This is a genomic window from Cellulomonas avistercoris (assembly GCF_014836445.1).
Taxonomy (GTDB): Bacteria; Actinomycetota; Actinomycetes; order Actinomycetales; family Cellulomonadaceae; genus Cellulomonas; species Cellulomonas avistercoris.
Genome location: NZ_JACSQV010000007.1, coordinates 191,164 through 208,926 on the forward strand (window position 1 = coordinate 191,164; position 17,763 = coordinate 208,926).

The 17,763-nt window shown below is 70.6% G+C and carries 16 protein-coding genes and 1 tRNA gene; 7 read left to right on the plus strand and 10 right to left on the minus strand.

All coding sequences use genetic code 11. From position 1 onward, the window contains the following. Positions 1–80: 80 nt before the first annotated feature. Entirely contained in the window at positions 81–4,010 is a 3,930-nt protein-coding gene (locus H9657_RS10110) for a hypothetical protein (protein WP_191782948.1), read from the plus strand. A gap of 671 nt (positions 4,011–4,681) precedes the next feature. On the opposite strand, the gene H9657_RS10115 is transcribed toward H9657_RS10110, so the two are convergent. The 5 genes from H9657_RS10115 to H9657_RS10135 form a co-directional block, all read right to left on the minus strand. Then, positions 4,682–5,656, minus strand: a complete 975-nt coding sequence (locus H9657_RS10115) for an IS481 family transposase (protein ID WP_191782950.1) — start codon at positions 5,654–5,656, stop codon at positions 4,682–4,684. Between the two features lie 353 nt (positions 5,657–6,009). Then, on the minus strand, positions 6,010–7,536 hold the full coding sequence (locus H9657_RS10120) for a hypothetical protein (protein WP_318241416.1): 1,527 nt from the start codon (positions 7,534–7,536) through the stop codon (positions 6,010–6,012). Positions 7,537–7,743: 207 nt separating this feature from the next. Continuing rightward, positions 7,744–7,816 (minus strand) — tRNA-Lys (locus H9657_RS10125). A gap of 714 nt (positions 7,817–8,530) precedes the next feature. Then, positions 8,531–8,902 (minus strand): hypothetical protein, encoded by a 372-nt coding sequence (locus tag H9657_RS10130; RefSeq protein ID WP_191782954.1) that lies wholly within the window; start codon positions 8,900–8,902, stop codon positions 8,531–8,533. 254 nt (positions 8,903–9,156) lie between these two features. Beyond that, entirely contained in the window at positions 9,157–9,828 is a 672-nt protein-coding gene (locus H9657_RS10135; RefSeq protein ID WP_191782956.1) for an SMI1/KNR4 family protein, read from the minus strand. Positions 9,829–10,535: 707 nt separating this feature from the next. Between H9657_RS10135 and H9657_RS10140 the strand changes: the two genes are divergently transcribed. From H9657_RS10140 to H9657_RS10155, 4 genes are all read left to right on the plus strand, one after another. Further along, the gene (locus H9657_RS10140) at positions 10,536–10,862 is read left to right on the plus strand and encodes a hypothetical protein (RefSeq protein ID WP_191782958.1); all 327 of its coding nucleotides are present in this window, start codon (positions 10,536–10,538) and stop codon (positions 10,860–10,862) included. Positions 10,863–11,070: 208 nt separating this feature from the next. Beyond that, positions 11,071–11,604 carry a hypothetical protein gene (locus H9657_RS10145; RefSeq protein ID WP_191782960.1) on the plus strand — a complete coding sequence of 178 codons (534 nt, stop codon included), beginning with the start codon at positions 11,071–11,073 and terminating at the stop codon, positions 11,602–11,604. 33 nt (positions 11,605–11,637) lie between these two features. Further along, complete coding sequence (locus H9657_RS10150; protein ID WP_191782962.1) at positions 11,638–12,201, plus strand: papain-like cysteine protease family protein; 564 nt, start codon at positions 11,638–11,640, stop codon at positions 12,199–12,201. An 8-nt stretch (positions 12,202–12,209) separates the two neighbouring features. Next, a complete protein-coding gene (locus tag H9657_RS10155) occupies positions 12,210–12,926 on the plus strand; it encodes a hypothetical protein (RefSeq protein ID WP_191782964.1) in 717 nt (238 codons plus the stop codon). A gap of 122 nt (positions 12,927–13,048) precedes the next feature. On the opposite strand, the gene trhA is transcribed toward H9657_RS10155, so the two are convergent. After that, positions 13,049–13,768, minus strand: a complete 720-nt coding sequence (trhA, locus tag H9657_RS10160) for a PAQR family membrane homeostasis protein TrhA (protein ID WP_191782966.1) — start codon at positions 13,766–13,768, stop codon at positions 13,049–13,051. Positions 13,769–14,007: 239 nt separating this feature from the next. On the opposite strand from trhA, the gene H9657_RS10165 reads away from it, so the two are divergent. Beyond that, on the plus strand, positions 14,008–14,256 hold the full coding sequence (locus H9657_RS10165) for a hypothetical protein (protein ID WP_191782968.1): 249 nt from the start codon (positions 14,008–14,010) through the stop codon (positions 14,254–14,256). Positions 14,257–14,422: 166 nt separating this feature from the next. On the opposite strand, the gene H9657_RS10170 is transcribed toward H9657_RS10165, so the two are convergent. Together H9657_RS10170 and H9657_RS10175 are read right to left on the minus strand one after the other, a co-directional pair. Continuing rightward, positions 14,423–14,689 (minus strand): type II toxin-antitoxin system RelE family toxin, encoded by a 267-nt coding sequence (locus tag H9657_RS10170; RefSeq protein WP_191782970.1) that lies wholly within the window; start codon positions 14,687–14,689, stop codon positions 14,423–14,425. Further along, positions 14,686–14,958: a type II toxin-antitoxin system Phd/YefM family antitoxin gene (locus H9657_RS10175; RefSeq protein WP_191782972.1), complete on the minus strand. Its 273-nt coding sequence runs from the start codon at positions 14,956–14,958 to the stop codon at positions 14,686–14,688. Before H9657_RS10175 ends, H9657_RS10170 begins: the two co-directional genes overlap by 4 nt. A gap of 196 nt (positions 14,959–15,154) precedes the next feature. Here H9657_RS10175 and H9657_RS19670 point away from each other — a divergent pair, with 196 nt between their 5' ends. After that, positions 15,155–16,219: a DUF4190 domain-containing protein gene (locus H9657_RS19670; RefSeq protein ID WP_191782974.1), complete on the plus strand. Its 1,065-nt coding sequence runs from the start codon at positions 15,155–15,157 to the stop codon at positions 16,217–16,219. On the opposite strand, the gene H9657_RS10185 is transcribed toward H9657_RS19670, so the two are convergent. Next, positions 16,203–16,898 carry a YoaK family protein gene (locus H9657_RS10185; RefSeq protein WP_191782976.1) on the minus strand — a complete coding sequence of 232 codons (696 nt, stop codon included), beginning with the start codon at positions 16,896–16,898 and terminating at the stop codon, positions 16,203–16,205. The genes H9657_RS19670 and H9657_RS10185 overlap by 17 nt on opposite strands. After that, a complete protein-coding gene (locus tag H9657_RS10190; RefSeq protein WP_318241418.1) occupies positions 16,898–17,596 on the minus strand; it encodes a FadR/GntR family transcriptional regulator in 699 nt (232 codons plus the stop codon). The genes H9657_RS10185 and H9657_RS10190 overlap by 1 nt, the downstream gene beginning before the upstream one ends. Between the last annotated feature and the right edge of the window lie 167 nt (positions 17,597–17,763).

The following is a 17,763-nucleotide window of genomic DNA, read 5'->3' on the forward strand; positions in this document are numbered from 1 at the left end:
GGGCCGGGACGCGGTCAGGGTCGCGAGCAGCGCGTGGGTATCACTACCAGGACGATGTTGCTGCGTGGCTGTGTGCGCAGGTGCTTGCGGGGGGCATCGACGCCGACGTCCTCGTTCCCGAGGGGTTCGAGGATGTGTCATGCGAGGGTGCCTCGGCTTGGCAGGTTCAGGTCAAGTCGCGGCAGGACCGCCGCAACGACTTCACTGCTGCCGAAGCCGCTCAGCACGTCCTGGCCGTAGCAGCGAGCGACGAGCAGCGCCGCGCGTTGGGGATGACCGGCCGGCCGGTCTTGGTTCTCGAGAAGTCGATCGACGGCTGCTCTCCGGCCACGTGGGGCCAGGTGATCGGGGACCTCCCCTCAGGAAACCCGCTGTTGACAGCTCTCGAGCACCTCGGTGCGGCACGGGGTATGGAGGCGACGGCGATTCGGGCGGTGGCAGAGCGGATCTCCGTCTTCGTCCTGCCCTGGCAGGAGGCCCGCGAGCAGGCGGCCGCGCTGCTGGCTGATCGCTACGCCCTCCCACGCGGTGTCACAGGTCCGATCGTGCTGGCGCTGCGCGATGCGGTAGCGAGGTGTATTGACACGAACGCCGAGTCGAACTGGGTGAGGCGCGCTGGGATGGACCGGACCCAGATCGAACGCGTGACGGGCGGGGCCGCGACTGGCATCGACCGAACCGCAGTCGAGCAGGCACTGACGGACGGCCTGTGCGAACCAGTCGACTTCGACACGCCGCTACGCGATGACCGCTTCTATGAGGGCGTTGCCGCGCAGCCGGGTCATGTCGCCGCGGGCTTGCCGGTACCGCGACCTGACCTCGTCGAGCAAATCGCCTCGGCGGTCGACCATGGGGCGCCCGTCTTGATCACTGGGCCGTCGGGAGTGGGCAAGTCCGTCCTGCTGTGGATGTCGGCCTCGTCCATGCGCGACATCTTGTGGTTCCGGGTCCGCATACTTCGCGAGGCGGACGTCGCATCGCTGGTTGCCCTTGCCCGCGCATACGGACCTACTGAGCGAGCCAGAGTTGGATTTCTTGTCGATGGTGTCGGTCTTCGAGGCAGCGACGCGTGGGATCTGCTGGTTCGCGAAGTTGCGCCCATCGCCGGAATAGCACTTCTCGGAACCGCGCGATTCGAGGACTTGCAGCCGCTCCGGTCCTTGGCGGAGTGCGTGCTCATTGAGCCGCGACTCGACGAGAACACCGCTGAGCAGATCTACCTCGCGTTGACGGCAGTTGGTGCCACCGGCGCTGCGCACTGGCGGGAGGCGTACCGGGAGGCTCACGGACTGACGCTGGAGTACACGCACCGCCTGACGAGCGGACGTCGTCTGGCTGACGTGCTCGGTGAGCAGGTCCGACGTCGGATTGATGACCCTGAGCGGGGCGTTGAGGTCAGCGTTATCGGGCTCGTGGCGGCGGCTCAGCGTTGGGGCGCCGATCTGGACCTGCGGGCTGTTCAGCGTTCCCTCGATGCGCCTGATGCCCTGTTCCGGCAGTCGCTCGGTCGGCTGAAGGACGAGCACCTGGTTCAGGAGTTCGACGGTCGCTTGTCGGGTCTTCACCAGCTCCGATCGTCTGCTCTGAGCGACGCGGTGTGGCGGTACCCGCCACCGACCGTGCAGGACTCCGTCGGAACGCTCCTCGAGTTGGTCGACGACGAGCAGCTCACAACCCTCGTGATGTCCATCATGACCGAGCATCCAAGGCTCGACGACGTTGTCACGTCCCGGCTCAAGACCGAACTGCGCAACCGGGACTCGCTAGCTGCTTGGGCGTCGGCGTTGCACGGGCTGCGGATGGTCGACTTTCGCCGCCGCTGCGACCGAATCGTCGCAAAGCTGGACCGGCTAGGTGTAAATCCCGTGGATCGGGCCATCGCAATCCAGCTCGCGATGCTCGACTCCGAGCCTTCGCCGTTGTTCAAGTCGGAAGTCCGAAAGGCTATTCAGCAGATCGAACCCGACCTGAACGCGGGTAGTCCGCTGCGCGACGCCATGGCGAGCACGGGTATCGATTTCCTGGTTTCCGCCGTCTGTGGAGGGTCGCTCGAGGCGGCCCGGCAGCTTCTCGCGGTGTTGCAGGGCACCACGGCCGATCTCGATGCGGCGCTCGTCGGGCACCTGGGTGGTTCGCCGCTCGAGGCGGCACTGCGCGGCGCCGGGTGTGAAGACCTCGGCAGCATCCTGGCTACCGCGCGGCTGGTCTCGCAGGCGCTCGCGGTCCACCTATTTGAGGCAGCGGGTGGTCAAGCCGCTGTCATCGAACGGCTCAAGGTGGAGTACCCAGAACTCGTCGAAGTCGGCGTAGTCGAGCGTGACGGGGTGGCGGTTGCGGTGGCGCGGTGCCTCCATGTGTCTGACGAGTACGCCGGCGGGGCCGACGCGGTGGTGCGCGCCTTCGCCAAGGTGCTGCTGCGCTGCTCTCCCATTTGCGACTCCGTGGATGTGGAGGCCCGACTCCCCGGCGACATCCCACTTCAGTCCGGGGGCTATGTCATGGCGGTCAGCCATTTGCAGCGACGCTACGACCGTCCGGCAACGGAAGTCGCCTGGAACCGCCTGCGCATTAATGTGGCCGCCGCGGCTGGTGGCCTCGTCGACGCAACCGCGAGAGTCGCCGATGCACGCAGAATCGTGACCGGTGCCCATGGATACCTGATCGACCTCGTTCGCGTCTGGTGCAACGGGGAGCTCCTGCCGCGGGATAGGCAGCGTCTCATCCGGGCTGGGGATGCCCTTACAGCGGCGTCGGGCGATCTGCGGGTGCCGGTCAGCGTGAGCCTGGCAACGCTTGACTCGGTCGAGGGTGTCGACGCGTCTCCGAGAAGCGACCCGGTCCATGGGCTTGCATGGGCGCTGGTCGAGAACTTGGCTGGGCGCCTGTTCGAGTCGAAGCCGAACTGGGCCGCCCTGGCGGGCTTCGTCGGTGACCAGCTCCGTCGCGAAGTGTCCGAGATCCGCCAGGAGCAATGGGAACTTCTCGGCGAGGACCCGCCAGCTGAACTCGAAGCGATGGACACGATCTTCTCGTGCCTCAACACCGTCCTCCTCGAACTTGCAGCAGGCTCACTCTCACGTGCCGCAATCCGTGCGATCGCGTCATCCGGGCCGAGAGGCACCTCGATCTATCGTGTCGCCGAGGCCGCGCGAGTCCAGGCCACGCGGGCCGAAGACGAGTGGGCGGCACATCTCGTCGCTCTTGCTGCGGGCTCTGGTCTGGTTGTTGAGGTTCATCGGCGCCCTCGCTCTACCCCGTCGTCCCTCGGCCGATTTGCATCACAGTTCGCCCTCGGCGTCGAGATGGACGACCTGACCCAATGGACTGCCGCTCTGGAGTTGCTCCGCAGTGCCATCGAGTCCAGTACGCCACCCGCAGCCGACCGCGGAACGGTCCTTCTCTTTCCGGTCAGCGGCGGCAGGCCGATCCGAATGCTCGCCATGGCGATGGTGATCAGTATCTTTCCCGGCACAGAGTTGTTCGAAGAATGGGTGGAGTCGCTACCTGAGCCGTGGCCAACGCCTCTTGCGGACGCTCTGGTGGAAGCACATCAAGCACTACAAATGGTCTCTGCCCTGGGAGTTCTCGATGCTCGACGTGGCACATCCGGTGTCGACCAGACGAAGGTCGATGAGCAGATCAGCCGATTTCGAGGAGCACTGGAGGCGATAGGGCGGCTGCAGCCGCAAGATGGTGTTGTCGTCGGGATACGCGAGGAGCTCGACAGCCTCACGGACCGGGTCCAGGGCGAGTTCGACGACGATGCGCCCGAGGAAGCAACGCTTGCTGCCAGAATCGCGCAGGGCGCCATGCAGTCATCCAACGATGAGGTCACGAATCTAGGCGTACTCATGATCCTCGCTCTCACGTGGGATCGAGATCCTGAGGCGGCACGGCAGCTCCTGCGCTCCTGGGAGTTGGCTGCGGCGGCCGCCGATAACACCCTGGCCTCGAGCTCGGCGAGGGGGACGGTGAGCGGGGCCGAGCCATCGGCCAAGGCGTCGCCGTAGCAGTTGCCAGCCGCAAAGCGGCACCGGGAGTTCAATCAGTCGGCTATGCCGAGGCGTTCCGGTCGAGGGTCGGGTGCGTTCCCTACTTGGTCGCGCAGCGTCGCAGGTCAGAAGCGTCTCTGCAGGTCCGAGTTGATCCACTCACCACCCAGAGGCCCGGGACAAGCACTAATTCACTGAGACAACCCTCGGGAGAACCAGGGGGACAACCTCGGCGACCGCTCGCCTGTGCGGCCTAGGCTACGGCCTTGCCGGACTGCAGAACCTCACAGGAGTGGGGCGTGGTGCGCCCTGGCCAGGTAGTACGCGGGTGTCGTGCTGGGGAGCAGATCGATGACGACTGTCGTGCCCTCGCCGAGCATGGTCTCGGCATGCACCACGGCGCATGGAAGGCCGCGTTCAGGCGGAGGAGGGGCAACCGCGCGGAAGTTGGACGGGCGCCCGCTGGCGCGTTCAGTCTGGCCGACCCCATCGGGGCGTTTGCCCGGCCATCGTCCGGCGCGAACTTCCCGGAGGATGTCGAGCTCTCTTGCACTGCCCCTACCTGCTCCAAGCATCGGTTCGACATGCCAGTAGTGCCGGATGCGCATGTCCTACGAAGGCCGACATGGCGTAGAGAAGCGTGGATGTCGGGAGCGTCCCCAGCAGGTCGTGTAGCTCGCCGGTCGGTTCTAGGTGTACTGACCCGCAGCGTTGTTGACGCGGTCGATGGGTGTCAGTCCGCCGATGCCGAGGTGGGGTCGTTCCAGGTTGTAGTGCTGCAGCCACACGGGCAAGAGCGCGGAGCGCTCGTCGTTGGACTCGAAGACTCGCGAGTAGGCCCATTCGGTGGCCAGAGTGCGGTTGAGACGCTCCACCTTCCCGTTGGTCCAGGGGCAGTGCGGACGAATGAACTTCTGCGCGATGCCCAGGTCGAGCGCAGTTCGGTGGAAGTCGCGTGAGTTGCGGTAGGCGAACGCGTTGTCGCTGATCACACGCTCGATCTGGATGCCATGGGCCGCGTAGAACGCTGCTGTGCGGGTCAAGAAGCCGGCGGCAGTGGTGCCCTTCTCGTCGTCGTGAATCTCGGCGTAGGCCAGCCGGGAATGGTCATCGATCGCGGTGTGCACATAGTCGTAGCCCAGACCTCGTCTGTCTCGAGGTCGTTCGCCGCGCCCGTGCGCCTTCCACCCGCCCCCGTCGGGGATGCGACCGAGCTTCTTGACGTCGATGTGCACCAGCGAGCCCGGGTAGGGATGCTCGTATCGGTTCGCCGAACGACGCGTGGCGCGAATCAGCTGACCGGTCAAAGGGTCGCACTCGGCCAGCCGGGGAACCTGATGGCGGGCCAGGATCCGGCCCACCGTGGAGGCTGGCAGACCGAGGTGGTGCCCGATCCAGACTGGTCCACGACGCGACAGCATCCGCGCGATCCGCACCCGCGTCTCAAGACACGGCGCCGTGCGAGCCGGGTGGCTACGAGCCACGCTCGAGCGGTCGGCCAGCCCGGGGCGACCCTCCAGCTGCCAACGACGCCACCACCGCCACGCCGTGGTCCGAGAGATGCCCATCTCCGCCGCGACATGCGCGACGGGACGACCAGCCGCGATCCGCTGCACCAACACGAACCTGCCGGCAGGGGTCAACCGGGCATTAGCGTGAGACACGAGAGACCTCCGAGTGTTCGAGCCGGGTTCCTAAGCAGTCCCAACTCGACCCGGAGGTCTCTCGCTACGTCAACAACGCTGCGGGTCAGTACATCTAGGAGCAGGGTGAATGGGTCCGGCTCGGACGCGACCACGCGGAGCTCGCCCACATCTCGCTTCGGCTCAGGGTGCGCGCGGAGCGACCGGCGAAACGGATCCAGTACGCGGTCTTCGCCGGAGTACACCTCGTCGCGCCAGTCGTCCTCGGGGTCAGCCAGCCCTGGCGGTGACGTCGCTGCCCATGCGGACGCAGCCCGGCGGAGCTCGCGGTCTAGCAGTGTCAGTGCCTGGGCCGAGCCCCGTGCCTGCAGATGTCAGCTGTGGGCTCCCACCACCTCGATGAGCTCGCGCGACTGGGCGACGATGGCGTCACGCCACGCCTCGAACGTCGCGTCCGTCACGGCGAAGTCCGTGGCGAAGTGCTGCATGTCCGGGGTGTGGATGTGCCCCGCCGGGATGCCGAGCCCCGCCAGGTCGCGCAGCAGCGTGTTGCGGTACGCCGACTCGTTCGAGAGGTAGGCGCCGCCTCCGCCGCTGCGCGCGCACGAGTCCTCGGGCGGAGGTGTCGGCTCGACGGCGGGCGGATACGTGTCCTCGCGCTGGAAGGCGTCCTCCAGATCCCGGGAGTCGCAGCTGGGGAAGTACGTGTAGTTCGTGTTCCACAGCACGCCGAACGCGACCGACTCGTCCTCCCACCTGTCGCCCGGCGGTCGGGGGACGTCTGCGCCCGTGCGCGCCTCGATCATCTGCTCGATCGGCAGAGTCGACGCGGTCCACTGCGGCGGATCCGTCAGCCTGTCGCCGCCACCCCACCGCGCCGGCACCTGCGTGTTACAGCCGGGGTTGTCCTTCGCGAGCTGCGGGGCGCTCGTCAGGGGCGCGGGCGGGCAGGGCGCGAAGTCGTCGTTCCCGGCGACATCGCCGTGGTAGCGGCCGTTCCACTGCTCGAGGGCGAAGAAAGCGCCGCCCGCCTGGCTCATGGTGATCGACGCGTCCAGCTGGGCGTCGCCGGCCTCCATCAGCGGCCCGACCGTGTCCTCCAGGTACCCGCGCTCGAACTCGGGGTAGTTGACCGGCAAGGTGTACGCCTCGTAGTGCACCGTCGTGCCGTCGGGAGCCATCGTCGTCGTCCCGTCGATCGCCAGGGCGGTCGCGCCGGACGGGTTGCCGTGCCGGATCTGGTTGCCGACCGTGCCCCGCGCCCGGCCCGTGTCGCCGTCGTCCAGCGCGAAGGGGTCGAACCCGCTGACTAGCACCCGCTTCACCTGGTCGCCCGTCGGCAGGTCGATGTCGTGCATGCCCCGGGCCGCCCGGTCAAAGGCATCGACCAGCGACGCCCGCTCCTCGGTGGAGAGCGTGAAGTCCGGGCTCCACTGGTGCAGCACGGACATGGCCTCGAGCCGCGTCCAGTACAGCGGGCGGTCGTCGCTCGCCGGCAGCTCCCCGGCGACGCCGTCGGTCGACTGGGCGCGCGCGACGGCGTGCCGCCACAGCTCGGTGCCCAGGCGCTCGACGACGGTCGTCGCGTCGGCCAGGGAGTCCTGCCTGCAGACCTCCTCGGCGAGGGCGGCGGTGAACTCACCGAACCCGGCGCCCTGGACCATCGTGCGGGCGAACGTGCGGTCGGCGGGCTGCGACGGGTCCGCCTCGTCCGGCAGGACGGCCGTGAGGCGTTCCTCCTCGACCGTGACAGGCAGCGAGGCGTCGGTGCAGCCCTCGGGCGCGAACCCGGCGACGATCGTGCTGAGCTCGTCGGACGCCTCGTCGAGGGCGGTGGTCGACCGCTCCTGAGGCGCGAACTGCGCGGGCGAGCAGCCGACCAGCAGCACAGGACCGAGCACCAGCGCCAGGCCGGCGGCGACGTGCGCCCTCCGCCGCGAGCATGCACCCGGTCGAGCGTGCGGAGAACGGCCGGGCACACGACGCATGCAGCGAGTTCCTTCCGAGCGACTACGGGGCGACACCGATGATCTAGCTCGCTCGAGCCTCTCACAGGCCAGGAGTCGGCCGACCGGAGGCAGGCCCACACGGCGTTTCCGCAGTTCAGGTGGGCCCCGTGGGGATCGAACCCACAACCCGCGGATGAAGAGTCCGCTGCTCTGCCAGATGAGCTCGAGGCCCAGAGGCCCAGAGGCCCGGGTGATGAGGGGTTTCGTTGTGGAATCCGAGGGACAACACCCGTGTCGTCCGCGTGCGCCCGGTGAGGGGCGCTGTGGGGGACGGATCGACGGTACAGGCTGGTCAGGGCCGGTGGGGGTGTGGGCGCGAGGGTGGTCGCGCGACGTGCGTCCTCGGAGACGGGGTCGGTGGAACCCTCGGGATAACGGCGATGTGGTTCGGCATGGCCATGAGGTGCATGTGCCGCTTGGATTAGCCGATCTAGGGGGGCATGCAGGTGTTCGGTCGGTCGACGGCGCTTCCTTGCGGCCCTGCGGGGGTCACCCCTTCGGCCTTCCTTGTCGTTGGTCACCTCTAGCGTCATCGCACCGCCAGTCGGTTTCCGCGCGGTGGCCAAGAGGAGGGGGTGGGCAGTGAGCGAGATCGGCGACGAGCTGGCCCGCGTGGGCGGCGCGTTCGAGCAGCCCACGCCCGGCCTGCTGCACCAGACGCAGGCACGCACCGTGGTCGCGGTCTTCCGTGCCTGCGTCGGACGGGACGCACCCGCGATCCCCACCGCACGGCTGCACACCGTACGAGCCGCGATCCGCCCTCCGGGGTGCAACGCCGCGTACCCTTGGAGATGCCGCAGGCTGGAGCTAATCCACTCATGTCCCAGAGGCCCGGGCAGACACTCACTGAGACAAGCCTCGAGAGAACTTTCGAGAGAGCCCCTGCTCAGCCCTGCGCGTCCGGGCACCCAGGGTACGCGGGCCGCGAGGTCAGGTCGGGGCCGTCGTCGTGGACGTGTCCGGGGGTTGCCGGAGCCTCGTCGAGGAGCCGCCGCAGGGTCGGGTCGTCGGCCGGGACGACCCGCAGGAGCCTGCTCCGAGCGTCGACTGCGAGTTGCGACGTCCGGACGATCAGCAATGTCAGGCCGTGGGCCGGGACGAGGGAGCGTCTGCGCTCGTCGTAGATCCGACGCTGCTCTCCGCGGTGCACACCGCTGACGGTGAGCCGGTCCGGCTTGTCGACGTGCGTGACCGGGTGGTCGTGCTGACGCTCGTCGACCTCGACGACCAGGGAGAGGTCGGGCCCGTAGGAGTCCACCGGCAGGTAAGGGCGGCGTCCTGACGTCCGAGGGCATGCGCTCCGTCGCGGAGGGTTCTCATGCCTGCACCTCCTCTGACGGTCGTGCCGTCGGGATGTCCTCAGCGAGCGGCGGAGTTGACGACGTCTCGAGCGCGGCCGCCACTGCTTCGAATTCCGTCAGTGCAGCAGTGAGGTCCTCGAAGATCTCCCGGGCGATGATCTGCGGTGCCGGGCGAGTTATCGAGGTCCTCCCGGGATCGTCGCTGTTGGGCCTAGTCCAGGGGGAGGAAACGTGGGTCGCGTGGGCCTTGCAGGTCGATGTAGGCCGCGGGGTTGCCGAGCAGGTCGGCCGGGACGCGGGAGCGGTCGGTGACCCAGTGGCCGGATGCGGAGGGCACTGCGTGCCAGGTGGTCGCTTCGATGGCAAGCAGTCGGGTCCACCACTCCACCACCTCGGGCAGCCCGTGGGCGATCACGGGAGAGTTGTAGCCCATGGTCTCGCGCTCCTTCAGGATCACGCCGGGGCGGGGCGGTGCAGGAGCCAGGTCGGCGGCCAGCGCCACGCCGTGATTGCTGAGCACGGGCATCCACGAGGCGGGCCAGAAGTGCTCGGCCGGCATCTCCGGCGGTTCGGCAACACGTCGGGCGGTCTCGCGCTCGAGGCGCCACTCCCGAAGCGCCCCGTCCATCGAGAAGAAGTGCCACGAAGGCGCGATCTCCGGTGCCGCATACCCCGCCGGCGGGGTCATGCCGTCGTGCCAGGACCACCACGCGACGAGCTCGTCGGGCAGGACAAGGCCGGGGAACGCGTCGGCGACCGCTGCCGCTGGGTCCGGGTGCGGCGGGGCGAGCCGCGCGGCGACGTCGGGGGCGTGCGCGCGCAGCTGATCCTCGTAGGCCCGGTACTGCTCGAGCGCTGCGTCGAAGGCCGTCACGGTGCGCACGCCCGCGACGTCGGCAGTGTTCCCGGTGCCGGTGCTTCGACGGTCCCGGGGAGGAGGAGGGGGACCACGAGGAACGCGCCTCCTTCCTTCTTGACACCGCAGTTAGAGAAGAACCCGCGCGGGGCAGTGAATGTCTGCTTGTCCCAGAAGCCCGGGACGAGCAGACGTTCACTGAGGCAGGCCTCGAGAACTTTCGAGAGAACTCTGGCCAGCGGTGCGCGTCCGGGGACGCAGGATACGCGGGTGGCGAGGTCAGGTCGGGGTCATCTTCGTGGCCGTCCCCCAGGAGCCTGCTCCGAGCGTCGACCGCGAGTTGCGCCGTCCGGACGATCAGCAACGTCAGGCCGTGGGCCGGGACGAGGGAGCGTCTGTGCTCGTCGTAGATCCGACGCTGCACTCCGCGGTGCACACCGCTGACGGTGAGCCGGTCCGGCTTGTCGACGTGCGTGACCGGGTGGTCGTGCTGACGCTCGCGTCGCGCTGCGGGTCATGTGGGTCCTCGGCGTCGGCCACGCGGTGCTCGTCGTGACGACGCCAGGAACGCGTGCCGGCGTGGTCACGACCCCCCGGCGGGGTGCCTCGTGTGGCGTCGGGTGATGTTGGAGGCGAGATTCCGGCGGTGCGTACCGCGGCCGCGTACCGCTCGCTAATGTGAACAAATCGGGCGTCGCGACCGGCGTGGTGCCTGCCGTTCATCGGGGGATCTCATGGCTCGTCTGCGACTGACACTGACCGCGGCCGCGATCGCGGGTGCCGCGCTGCTCGCCTCCGCGGGACCCGCCGCGGCATGCCCCGCCGATCCGCGCGCCGACCCGGTGACGTGGGAGTACGACGGCGTCTACGACTGCTCGAAGGCGACCGTGGGCCACGGCGTGCGCACGTACACCAAGCCGTCGCCGGTGGCCTTCGTCGTCATCAGGACGGGCGGGACGTACTTCGTGAGCGACCTGGGTGACGCCAACGAGGGCGACCGCACCTACACGTTCGACAGGAGCATCCGCTTCGTCATCACGTGCAACTTCACCGATGCGTAGGAGCCACCTGCCGGGGCCTCGCCCGGTCCCGGACCCAGATCGCGGCCGGCCTGGCCCGGGTCGTCTGACGGGTTCCTTGAGCCGATGCCCTGGGCGACGCCGACCCGGGGTCGGCTGCGTCGGTCAGGCACGCGGGCTCGCGGGACCGCCCGCAGATCGGTCCGCCGAACCGCCTCGGGACGTGCCGGTACGCCGCTATCGTCCGAAGATGAGGTCGACGCCGAAGGTGACGCTGACGGTGGGGGCGCTGCTCGTCGGCGTCGCGTGGGCACTCGCGGCGTGCTCGGGCGGCGACGCGCCCGCCGGTCCGTCTGGCACCCCGCCGGGCAACCAGCCCTCCGACGGCACAGGCCACCTCGAGGTGTCGGACCTCGAGGACCCGCCCCAGCCCGGACACTTCACGGCCGAGCCGACCACCGTCGTCGCACGTCTCGGCGTGACCCCGGGCGGGTGCGTGACGGTGGAGGTGGACGGGGTCGAGCGCCTGCCCTTCTGGCCGAGCGGCACCCAGGTCGAGGAGGACCCCGACGACCTCGGCAGCTACGTCGTGACCCTGCCCGACGGCACGTCCCTGCGAACCGGTGACTCCTTCGAGGCGGCGGCGGTCGTCGACGACGCGCTGCCGTTCGGGGAGGAGTCGCAGCCGCCGGGCAAGGTGGCCACCCTGGTCGACTTCTGCGCGGTCGACGCGGCACCCGTGGCGTTCTTCGACGCCACGACGATCCACCCGCCGGTCGACTGACCGCGGGTCTCCTCACCCAAGGTGGATGTGCACATGAGGCAGAGATCCCCGTCCCTTCGCACCGTGCTCCCGTCGCTCGCCGTCGCGGTCGGCCTCGTCCTCGTCGCGCCGGGTGCCGCCCAGGGCGTCGAGAAGATCCTGAGCGTGACGCCGTACAAGCAGGAGCAGTCGAACTGGTGCTGGGCCGCGGCGTCGAAGACCATCGTCAAGTTCCAGACCGGCAACGTCGTTGCCCAGTGCACGCTCGTCAAGAACGGCAAGGGCACGTCCTCGTGCGCCAACGTGGCGGGGTCGAAGTCCGACGTCATGAACGCGCTGTCCAGGAACGGCGTGAACCCGGGCACCGAGCGGAAGCTGGACTGGGCGACGGTCGTCGCGGAGATGAAGACGAGCCGCCCGGTGTACAGCTCGATCCTCTGGAAGTCCGGCGGCGGGCACGCCCACGTCATCCGGGGCTACTACGACACCGGCTACTCCTACGGCGTCTCGTACGTCGACCCGGCGTCCGGGACCACGACGTCCCGCGAGTGGGGCAGCTACCTGACCAACTCGTCGTGGACGACGGGCACCGGCCTCATCTACCTGACGAAGAAGTGAGGCGCGACATGGCTGCACTTTCCCGGGTCCCGGCCGTCGCCGGCGCCGCGCTCGTCCTGCTCTGGCTGGGAGGTGCGTCCCCCGCTGCCGCGCAGGACGCCCCCGAGGCCGTCACCACGTGGTTCGCCCAAGAGGCGCCCGCTGTGGCGGGCGACGTCCTGCAGGGGCGTGCCGTGGACATCGCGGACGCGAGCTCCCCGGCGAGCACCTTCACCGTGGGCGACCCCGTCGCCCTGCACCGGTGGAGCGACGGCTTCGTCGACGGCGAGTCCGTCGAGCCCCTCGTCGCGAGCGGCGAGTGGGTGGCGCCGCTCTCCCGCGACGGCGTCGTCGTCGGCACCATCGCCGCGACGGAGTCCGCGGGGGCCGTGGCGTTCGCGTACGTCGACGACGACGCGCAGGCGGGACGAGCCCTCACGCAGGCGCCGACGGGTGACGTCGTGCAGGACCCGCAGCTCGGCGGGCTCGTCGAGGTCGGCCAGGACGGCGACGTCGATGCGCTCTCACGCGCGGCCGCCGCGCCTCTGGCCGGGGTCGAGGACGCCACGGACCTGCAGTCCGCGGTGGAGGCGGCGCACGACCCGGGCATCCAGACGCTCGCGGCCGACGGTGCCGCCGGCGGGCCGGCCGGCGGTGTCGGCGCGCGGGAGGCCACCGGCCTCGTGCTGCTGGTCGCGGGTGCCGCAGCGCTGGCCCGTCGCCGGCTGTCGGCGCGCTCGCGCTGAGAGCCCGCGCCGGTCGCGCCGCCGCGGTGGCGCGACCGGCCGCGGGGCCCCGGCACACGCTGCGCGCCGCCGCGAGAGGGTGAGTCGCGCCCGTCACGGCGTCCCGGGACCGGTGCGGACCGCTAGGCGGGGAGGACGTACCGGTACATCAGCAGGTAGTGCAGCACGGACGCGAGCACCACCAGCACGTGCCAGATCTCGTGGAAGCCGAGCACGCCGGGCAGGGGGTTGGGCCGCTCGACCACGAACACGACGAACCCGACGCTGTAGACCAGCCCACCGGCGGCCATGAGCACGTACGCCCCCACGGGCAGGGCGACACCGGCGCCGACGAGCACCACCGGCATCCAGCCCATCGCGATGTACAGCGTGTTCGTCACGTACTTGGGCAGCTCGCGCAGCGCCGACCGCAGCGCGATGCCGACCGCGGCGACCACCCAGACCGCGCCCAGCACGGCCCAGCCGTACGCGTTGCGGAACAGCACCAGCACCAGCGGCGTCACCGAGCCGGCGATCAGGACGAACACCGACGCGTAGTCCAGCGTCCGCAGCACGCCGTTGACGCGCGGCCCCCGGTCGATGCCGTGGTGCAGCGTGCTGGCGACGAAGAGCAGGAGGACGGACGCCGCGTAGACGCTGAGCCCGACGACCTTCCAGAGGTCGCCCTCGGTGACCGCCTGGGCGACGAGCACGGCACCCCCGACGAGCGCGAAGCAGCTCGCCGCGAGGTGCGTGACGGTGTTGACCCGCTCGTCGGTGACGTGCACGCTGCCGTCGCGGCTGAGCCGCGGTGGTGGGGCCGTCCCCGGCGTCGGCGTGGTGCGTGCGGACGTGGTCTCCACCGGTGCGTTCCTCCTGGTGAGCCGTCGGCCAGGCTCGTCCGGGAGCCTACCCGCGCGGTCGGGCCGCAGCGGCGGCACAGGTCCCGCGTCCGGGTGGGCGGTGCGTCACAGCGCGACGAGGCACGGGGGGCAGGGCACCTGTCCACCGGTCCCCGCGCCGTGGGCCGTGCACTCAGGTCGGCGAGCGACACTTGCCCTCTACTCGCCAACGGGACGTCGGAACGGAGGAGAAGAGCACCATGTCGACGCTGTCCCAGCCTGTCCGTCGGGCACTGAGCGTGCTCGTCGAGGCGCACGTGAGCGCGTTCGGGAAGACGTACGCGAAGGCGCGTCTGCGTCACGTGCCCCCGCGTCGTGCGTACGTCCTCGGGACGGTGGTCGCGCTGGGCCTGGCTCCCGCACCCACCCTGCGCGGCCCGCGCCGCGAGTGGGCCACGGCGTGCGAGGAGGAGCTCATGGTGCGCCGGGCGCGCAGCGTGCTCGGCTGACCGTCGACGACGGCGCGGCGCTCCGGTGGGCGAGCGTCGACTGCGGGGGAGCGTACGAGTGAATCGCGCGGGAACCGCCGCGCGCCGCCCGGCCGCCCCTGGCTGGAGTTCGCCGTGAGGTGGTGGACGCGGTTGCCGGGTGTGCCGCGATTCTGCTCACGACTCCTCATGGGCGGTAGGCGTCGCGCCGGTGCGCGATCGTCAGGACGGTCACGGTGACCACCCGAGCGTTGATCGTGTAGATCACCCTGTACTCGCCGCGTCGGGCTGACCACTTGCCCTCCAGCTCGTTGCGCAGCGGCTTCCCGACCCGGAACGGTTCTCGCGCCAGCGGACCTGAGAGGAACTCGACGACCGCGGCTGCGACGGAAGGGGGAAGTCCGCCGGCCAGGGCTCGGCGGGCCGGCGGCGCGAGGACCACCTCGTAGGTCACGCGCCCTCACGGAGCCGGCGGAGGACCTCCGCGAGCGGGGTCACGTCCCCTGCGGCGACTGCTGCGTCCGCCTCGTGGACCTCCTCCATCGTCTCGCGGTCGGACAGCACGGCGATCGTCTCCTCGAGCGACGCCAGGTCGTCCGGCGACATCAGCACCGCTGCGGGCTCGCCGTTGCGCGTGATCGTCACGCGCTCATGCGTGTCCTGCACGGAGTCCACGTACCGCGACAGGTGCGCCTTGACATTCGCGAGCGAGGTCGTCGTCATGACCAGAATCCTAGTCACCAGCCGAGCCGGCGTCCACGGTGAGCGCGACCCCTGGGGAATGGCGATGGTGACGCGTCCCGCCTGACGCTAGGTCGGCTCGTCGGCGTGCGGCGAGCGTCGACTGCGGGGGAGCGCGCGAGTGAATCCCCCGGCAAACCTGCACGCGCAGTGAGGCCGCCCCGCTACTGTGCCGCGCGTGAGCGAGCCGACGCGACACGAGCCCAGCGGCACGCCGTTCGCCCCGCCGGGCGGCGTCCGCGCAGGCGCGTCGCCGGACGACGGTGCGGCAGCGGCGGCTGTGACGCCGCCGTACCCCCCGCCGGCCGTGGCGGAGGCGTCGCCCTACGCCCCGCCGCCCGCGCACCAGCCGCCCTGGGGCGCACCCGCCGTCCCCGCCGCCTACGGCCAGCCCGCGCCCTACGGCCAGCCACCGGCGTACGGCCAGCCGCCCGCCTACGGCCAGCCGCCCGCCTACGGCCAGCCGCCCGCCTACGGCCAGCCACCCGCCTACGGCCAGCCACCCGCGTACGGCCAGCCGCCCGCGTACGGTGCCCCCGCCCCGGCCGGCCCGCCCTTCGGTTACGGCGCCCCGTTCGTCGAGGTCCCCACGGAAGGCCTGGCGACCGCCTCGTTGGTGACCAGCGTCGCGGGCCTGGTGCTCCTGGCAGGGCTCCCGGGGCCCGTCGGGCTCGGCCTGGGGATCGGTGCGCTGCGCCGGATCCGGCAGCGCGGTACGCGGGGGCGCGGGATGGCGATCGCCGGTGTGGTCGTGGGTGCGGTGAGCACGCTCGTGTGCGCGGGCCTGGTGTGGCTCGCGGTGTGGGCCGACGGCAACCCTGGCGCCCCGAGCGGCCTGGCGGCGGAGGACGAGCTCCCCGACTACACGCTGCGCTCGGACCTCGTCGTCGGCGACTGCCTGCGCGAGTACCCCTGGTCGTGGGACCTCGGCACGGCCGACCCGGTGGACTGCGCCGAGGAGCACGCGCTGGAGATCGTGTCGATCCTGCCGCTGCCCGGTCCGGTCGACTCGTACACGGAGTCGCCGTTCCGGGAGTACGACCGCGGGTTCGAGCTGTGCGCGGCGCAGATCGAGCAGGCCGCGCCGGGCCTGGTCGACGAGTGGGTGGTGTGGTCCGACGTGAGCTTCCCGCACCCGGACGACTGGTCGTCGGGCGGCACGACGGCGTACTGCGCGGTGGCGACCGAGGAGCCGGAGCTGCGGGGCTCGGTGCTCGACGGATCGGTCACGGGGCCGCCGTAGCCGCCGCACGACGTCCGAGGAGCAGCGCCGCGACGCCGGCGACGAACACCACGCCGGACGCGGCGAGCGCCGCCGGCCCGTCAGCCGCGCGCAGCACGGCGGCGCCGACGGCCGCGCCGGCACCCATCGCGAGCACGGCCAGGGCCCGGTCGCGCCACTGCGTGCGGGTCTGGCGCCCGCCGCCCACGCGGCTCTCGCGCGTGACGTTGGCCAGGGTGCTGGTCACGACGACCGTCGTGATGTCGGTGTTGCCGACGGGCTTGACGGCCGCGACCTGCGCGCCCATGAGCGCGGCGAGCACCGCGGTGAGGGTGATCTCGGCCGGGCCGTGCAGGTGGCCGACCGCCGTCCACGCCCCGACGAGCACGAAGACCAGGGCCGCCCCGACGCCCAGCAGCCAGGCGCTGCGCGTCGGCAGGCCGACGGGGTGACCGCGCCCCACGATGCGCCCGCCGAGGACGGAGCCGAGCGCGAACCCGGCGAGCGCGAACCCGTTGTTGAGCAGCGGCATGTCCGGCACGCCGACCAGCGCGAACGCCAGGAACAGCACGTTGCCGGTCATGTTGCCGGTGAACACGCCGTCGAGGGCGAGGTAGCTGACGGCGTCGATCGCGCCCGTGGCGGCGGTCAGCAGCAGCAGGCCCGAGGTGAACAGGCCGCCGGCCGTGGGGCGTCGCATCAGGTTTCCTTCAGCAGGGTGTGGATGTCGGTGAGGTGGTCGTGCATCGCGGCGGTCGCGGCGTCGGGGTCGTGCGCGGCCACGGCGGCGTAGATCGCGCGGTGCCCCGCCAGCGAGCTGGCGCGGCCGGCCTTGGTCGCGTGCGAGCGCCGTCGCACGGGCATCGTCCACTCGGCCATGCGGCCGTGCAGCGTCGTGAGCAGGGGGTTGCGCGCGGCCTGGGCGAGCAGCAGGTGGAACTCCAGGTCGACCTCGACGGAGCGTGCCGCGCTCAGGGGGCCCACCGACGCGTCGAGCACGTCCTGCAGCTGGAGCAGGTTGGCGGGCGTGGCGCGGCGGGCCGCGAGGCCGGCGACCGACGGCTCGACGATGAGCCGCAGCTCTGCGGCGTCGGCCCGGGCGGTGCCACCGGCCGCGTCGGTGGTGAGCTCGTGCAGGTCGCGCTGCTCGGCGGACGTCTCGACGACCACGGTGCCGCGGCCCGGCCGGCGCTCGATGAGGTGCTTGGACTCGAGCTCGAACATCGCCTCGCGCAGCGACGCGCGCGACACGGACAGCTGCTCGGCGAGCTCGCGCTCGCCCGGCAGGCGCTGCCCGGGTGCCAGCTCGCCGGTGGCGATGAGGCGTTCGAGGTGCGCCGCGAGGGTCACCGAGATGGTGGGCGACCTGCGGGCTAACGGCGGGACCGGTGTCGGCACGGGGCGCTCCTGTTCGGGTGTCCATCGTCCGTGGCACGGCTGTGCGTGACGGCACGCTAGCACCCGATCGGTCAGATGGTCTGACCAATGTTTCGCCATGGGTCGAGCCGGTAAAGAGTGTGTTTCCGAGTCCGTGAAGTCCTGTTCGTCCCCTCCGGGCGCGTCTA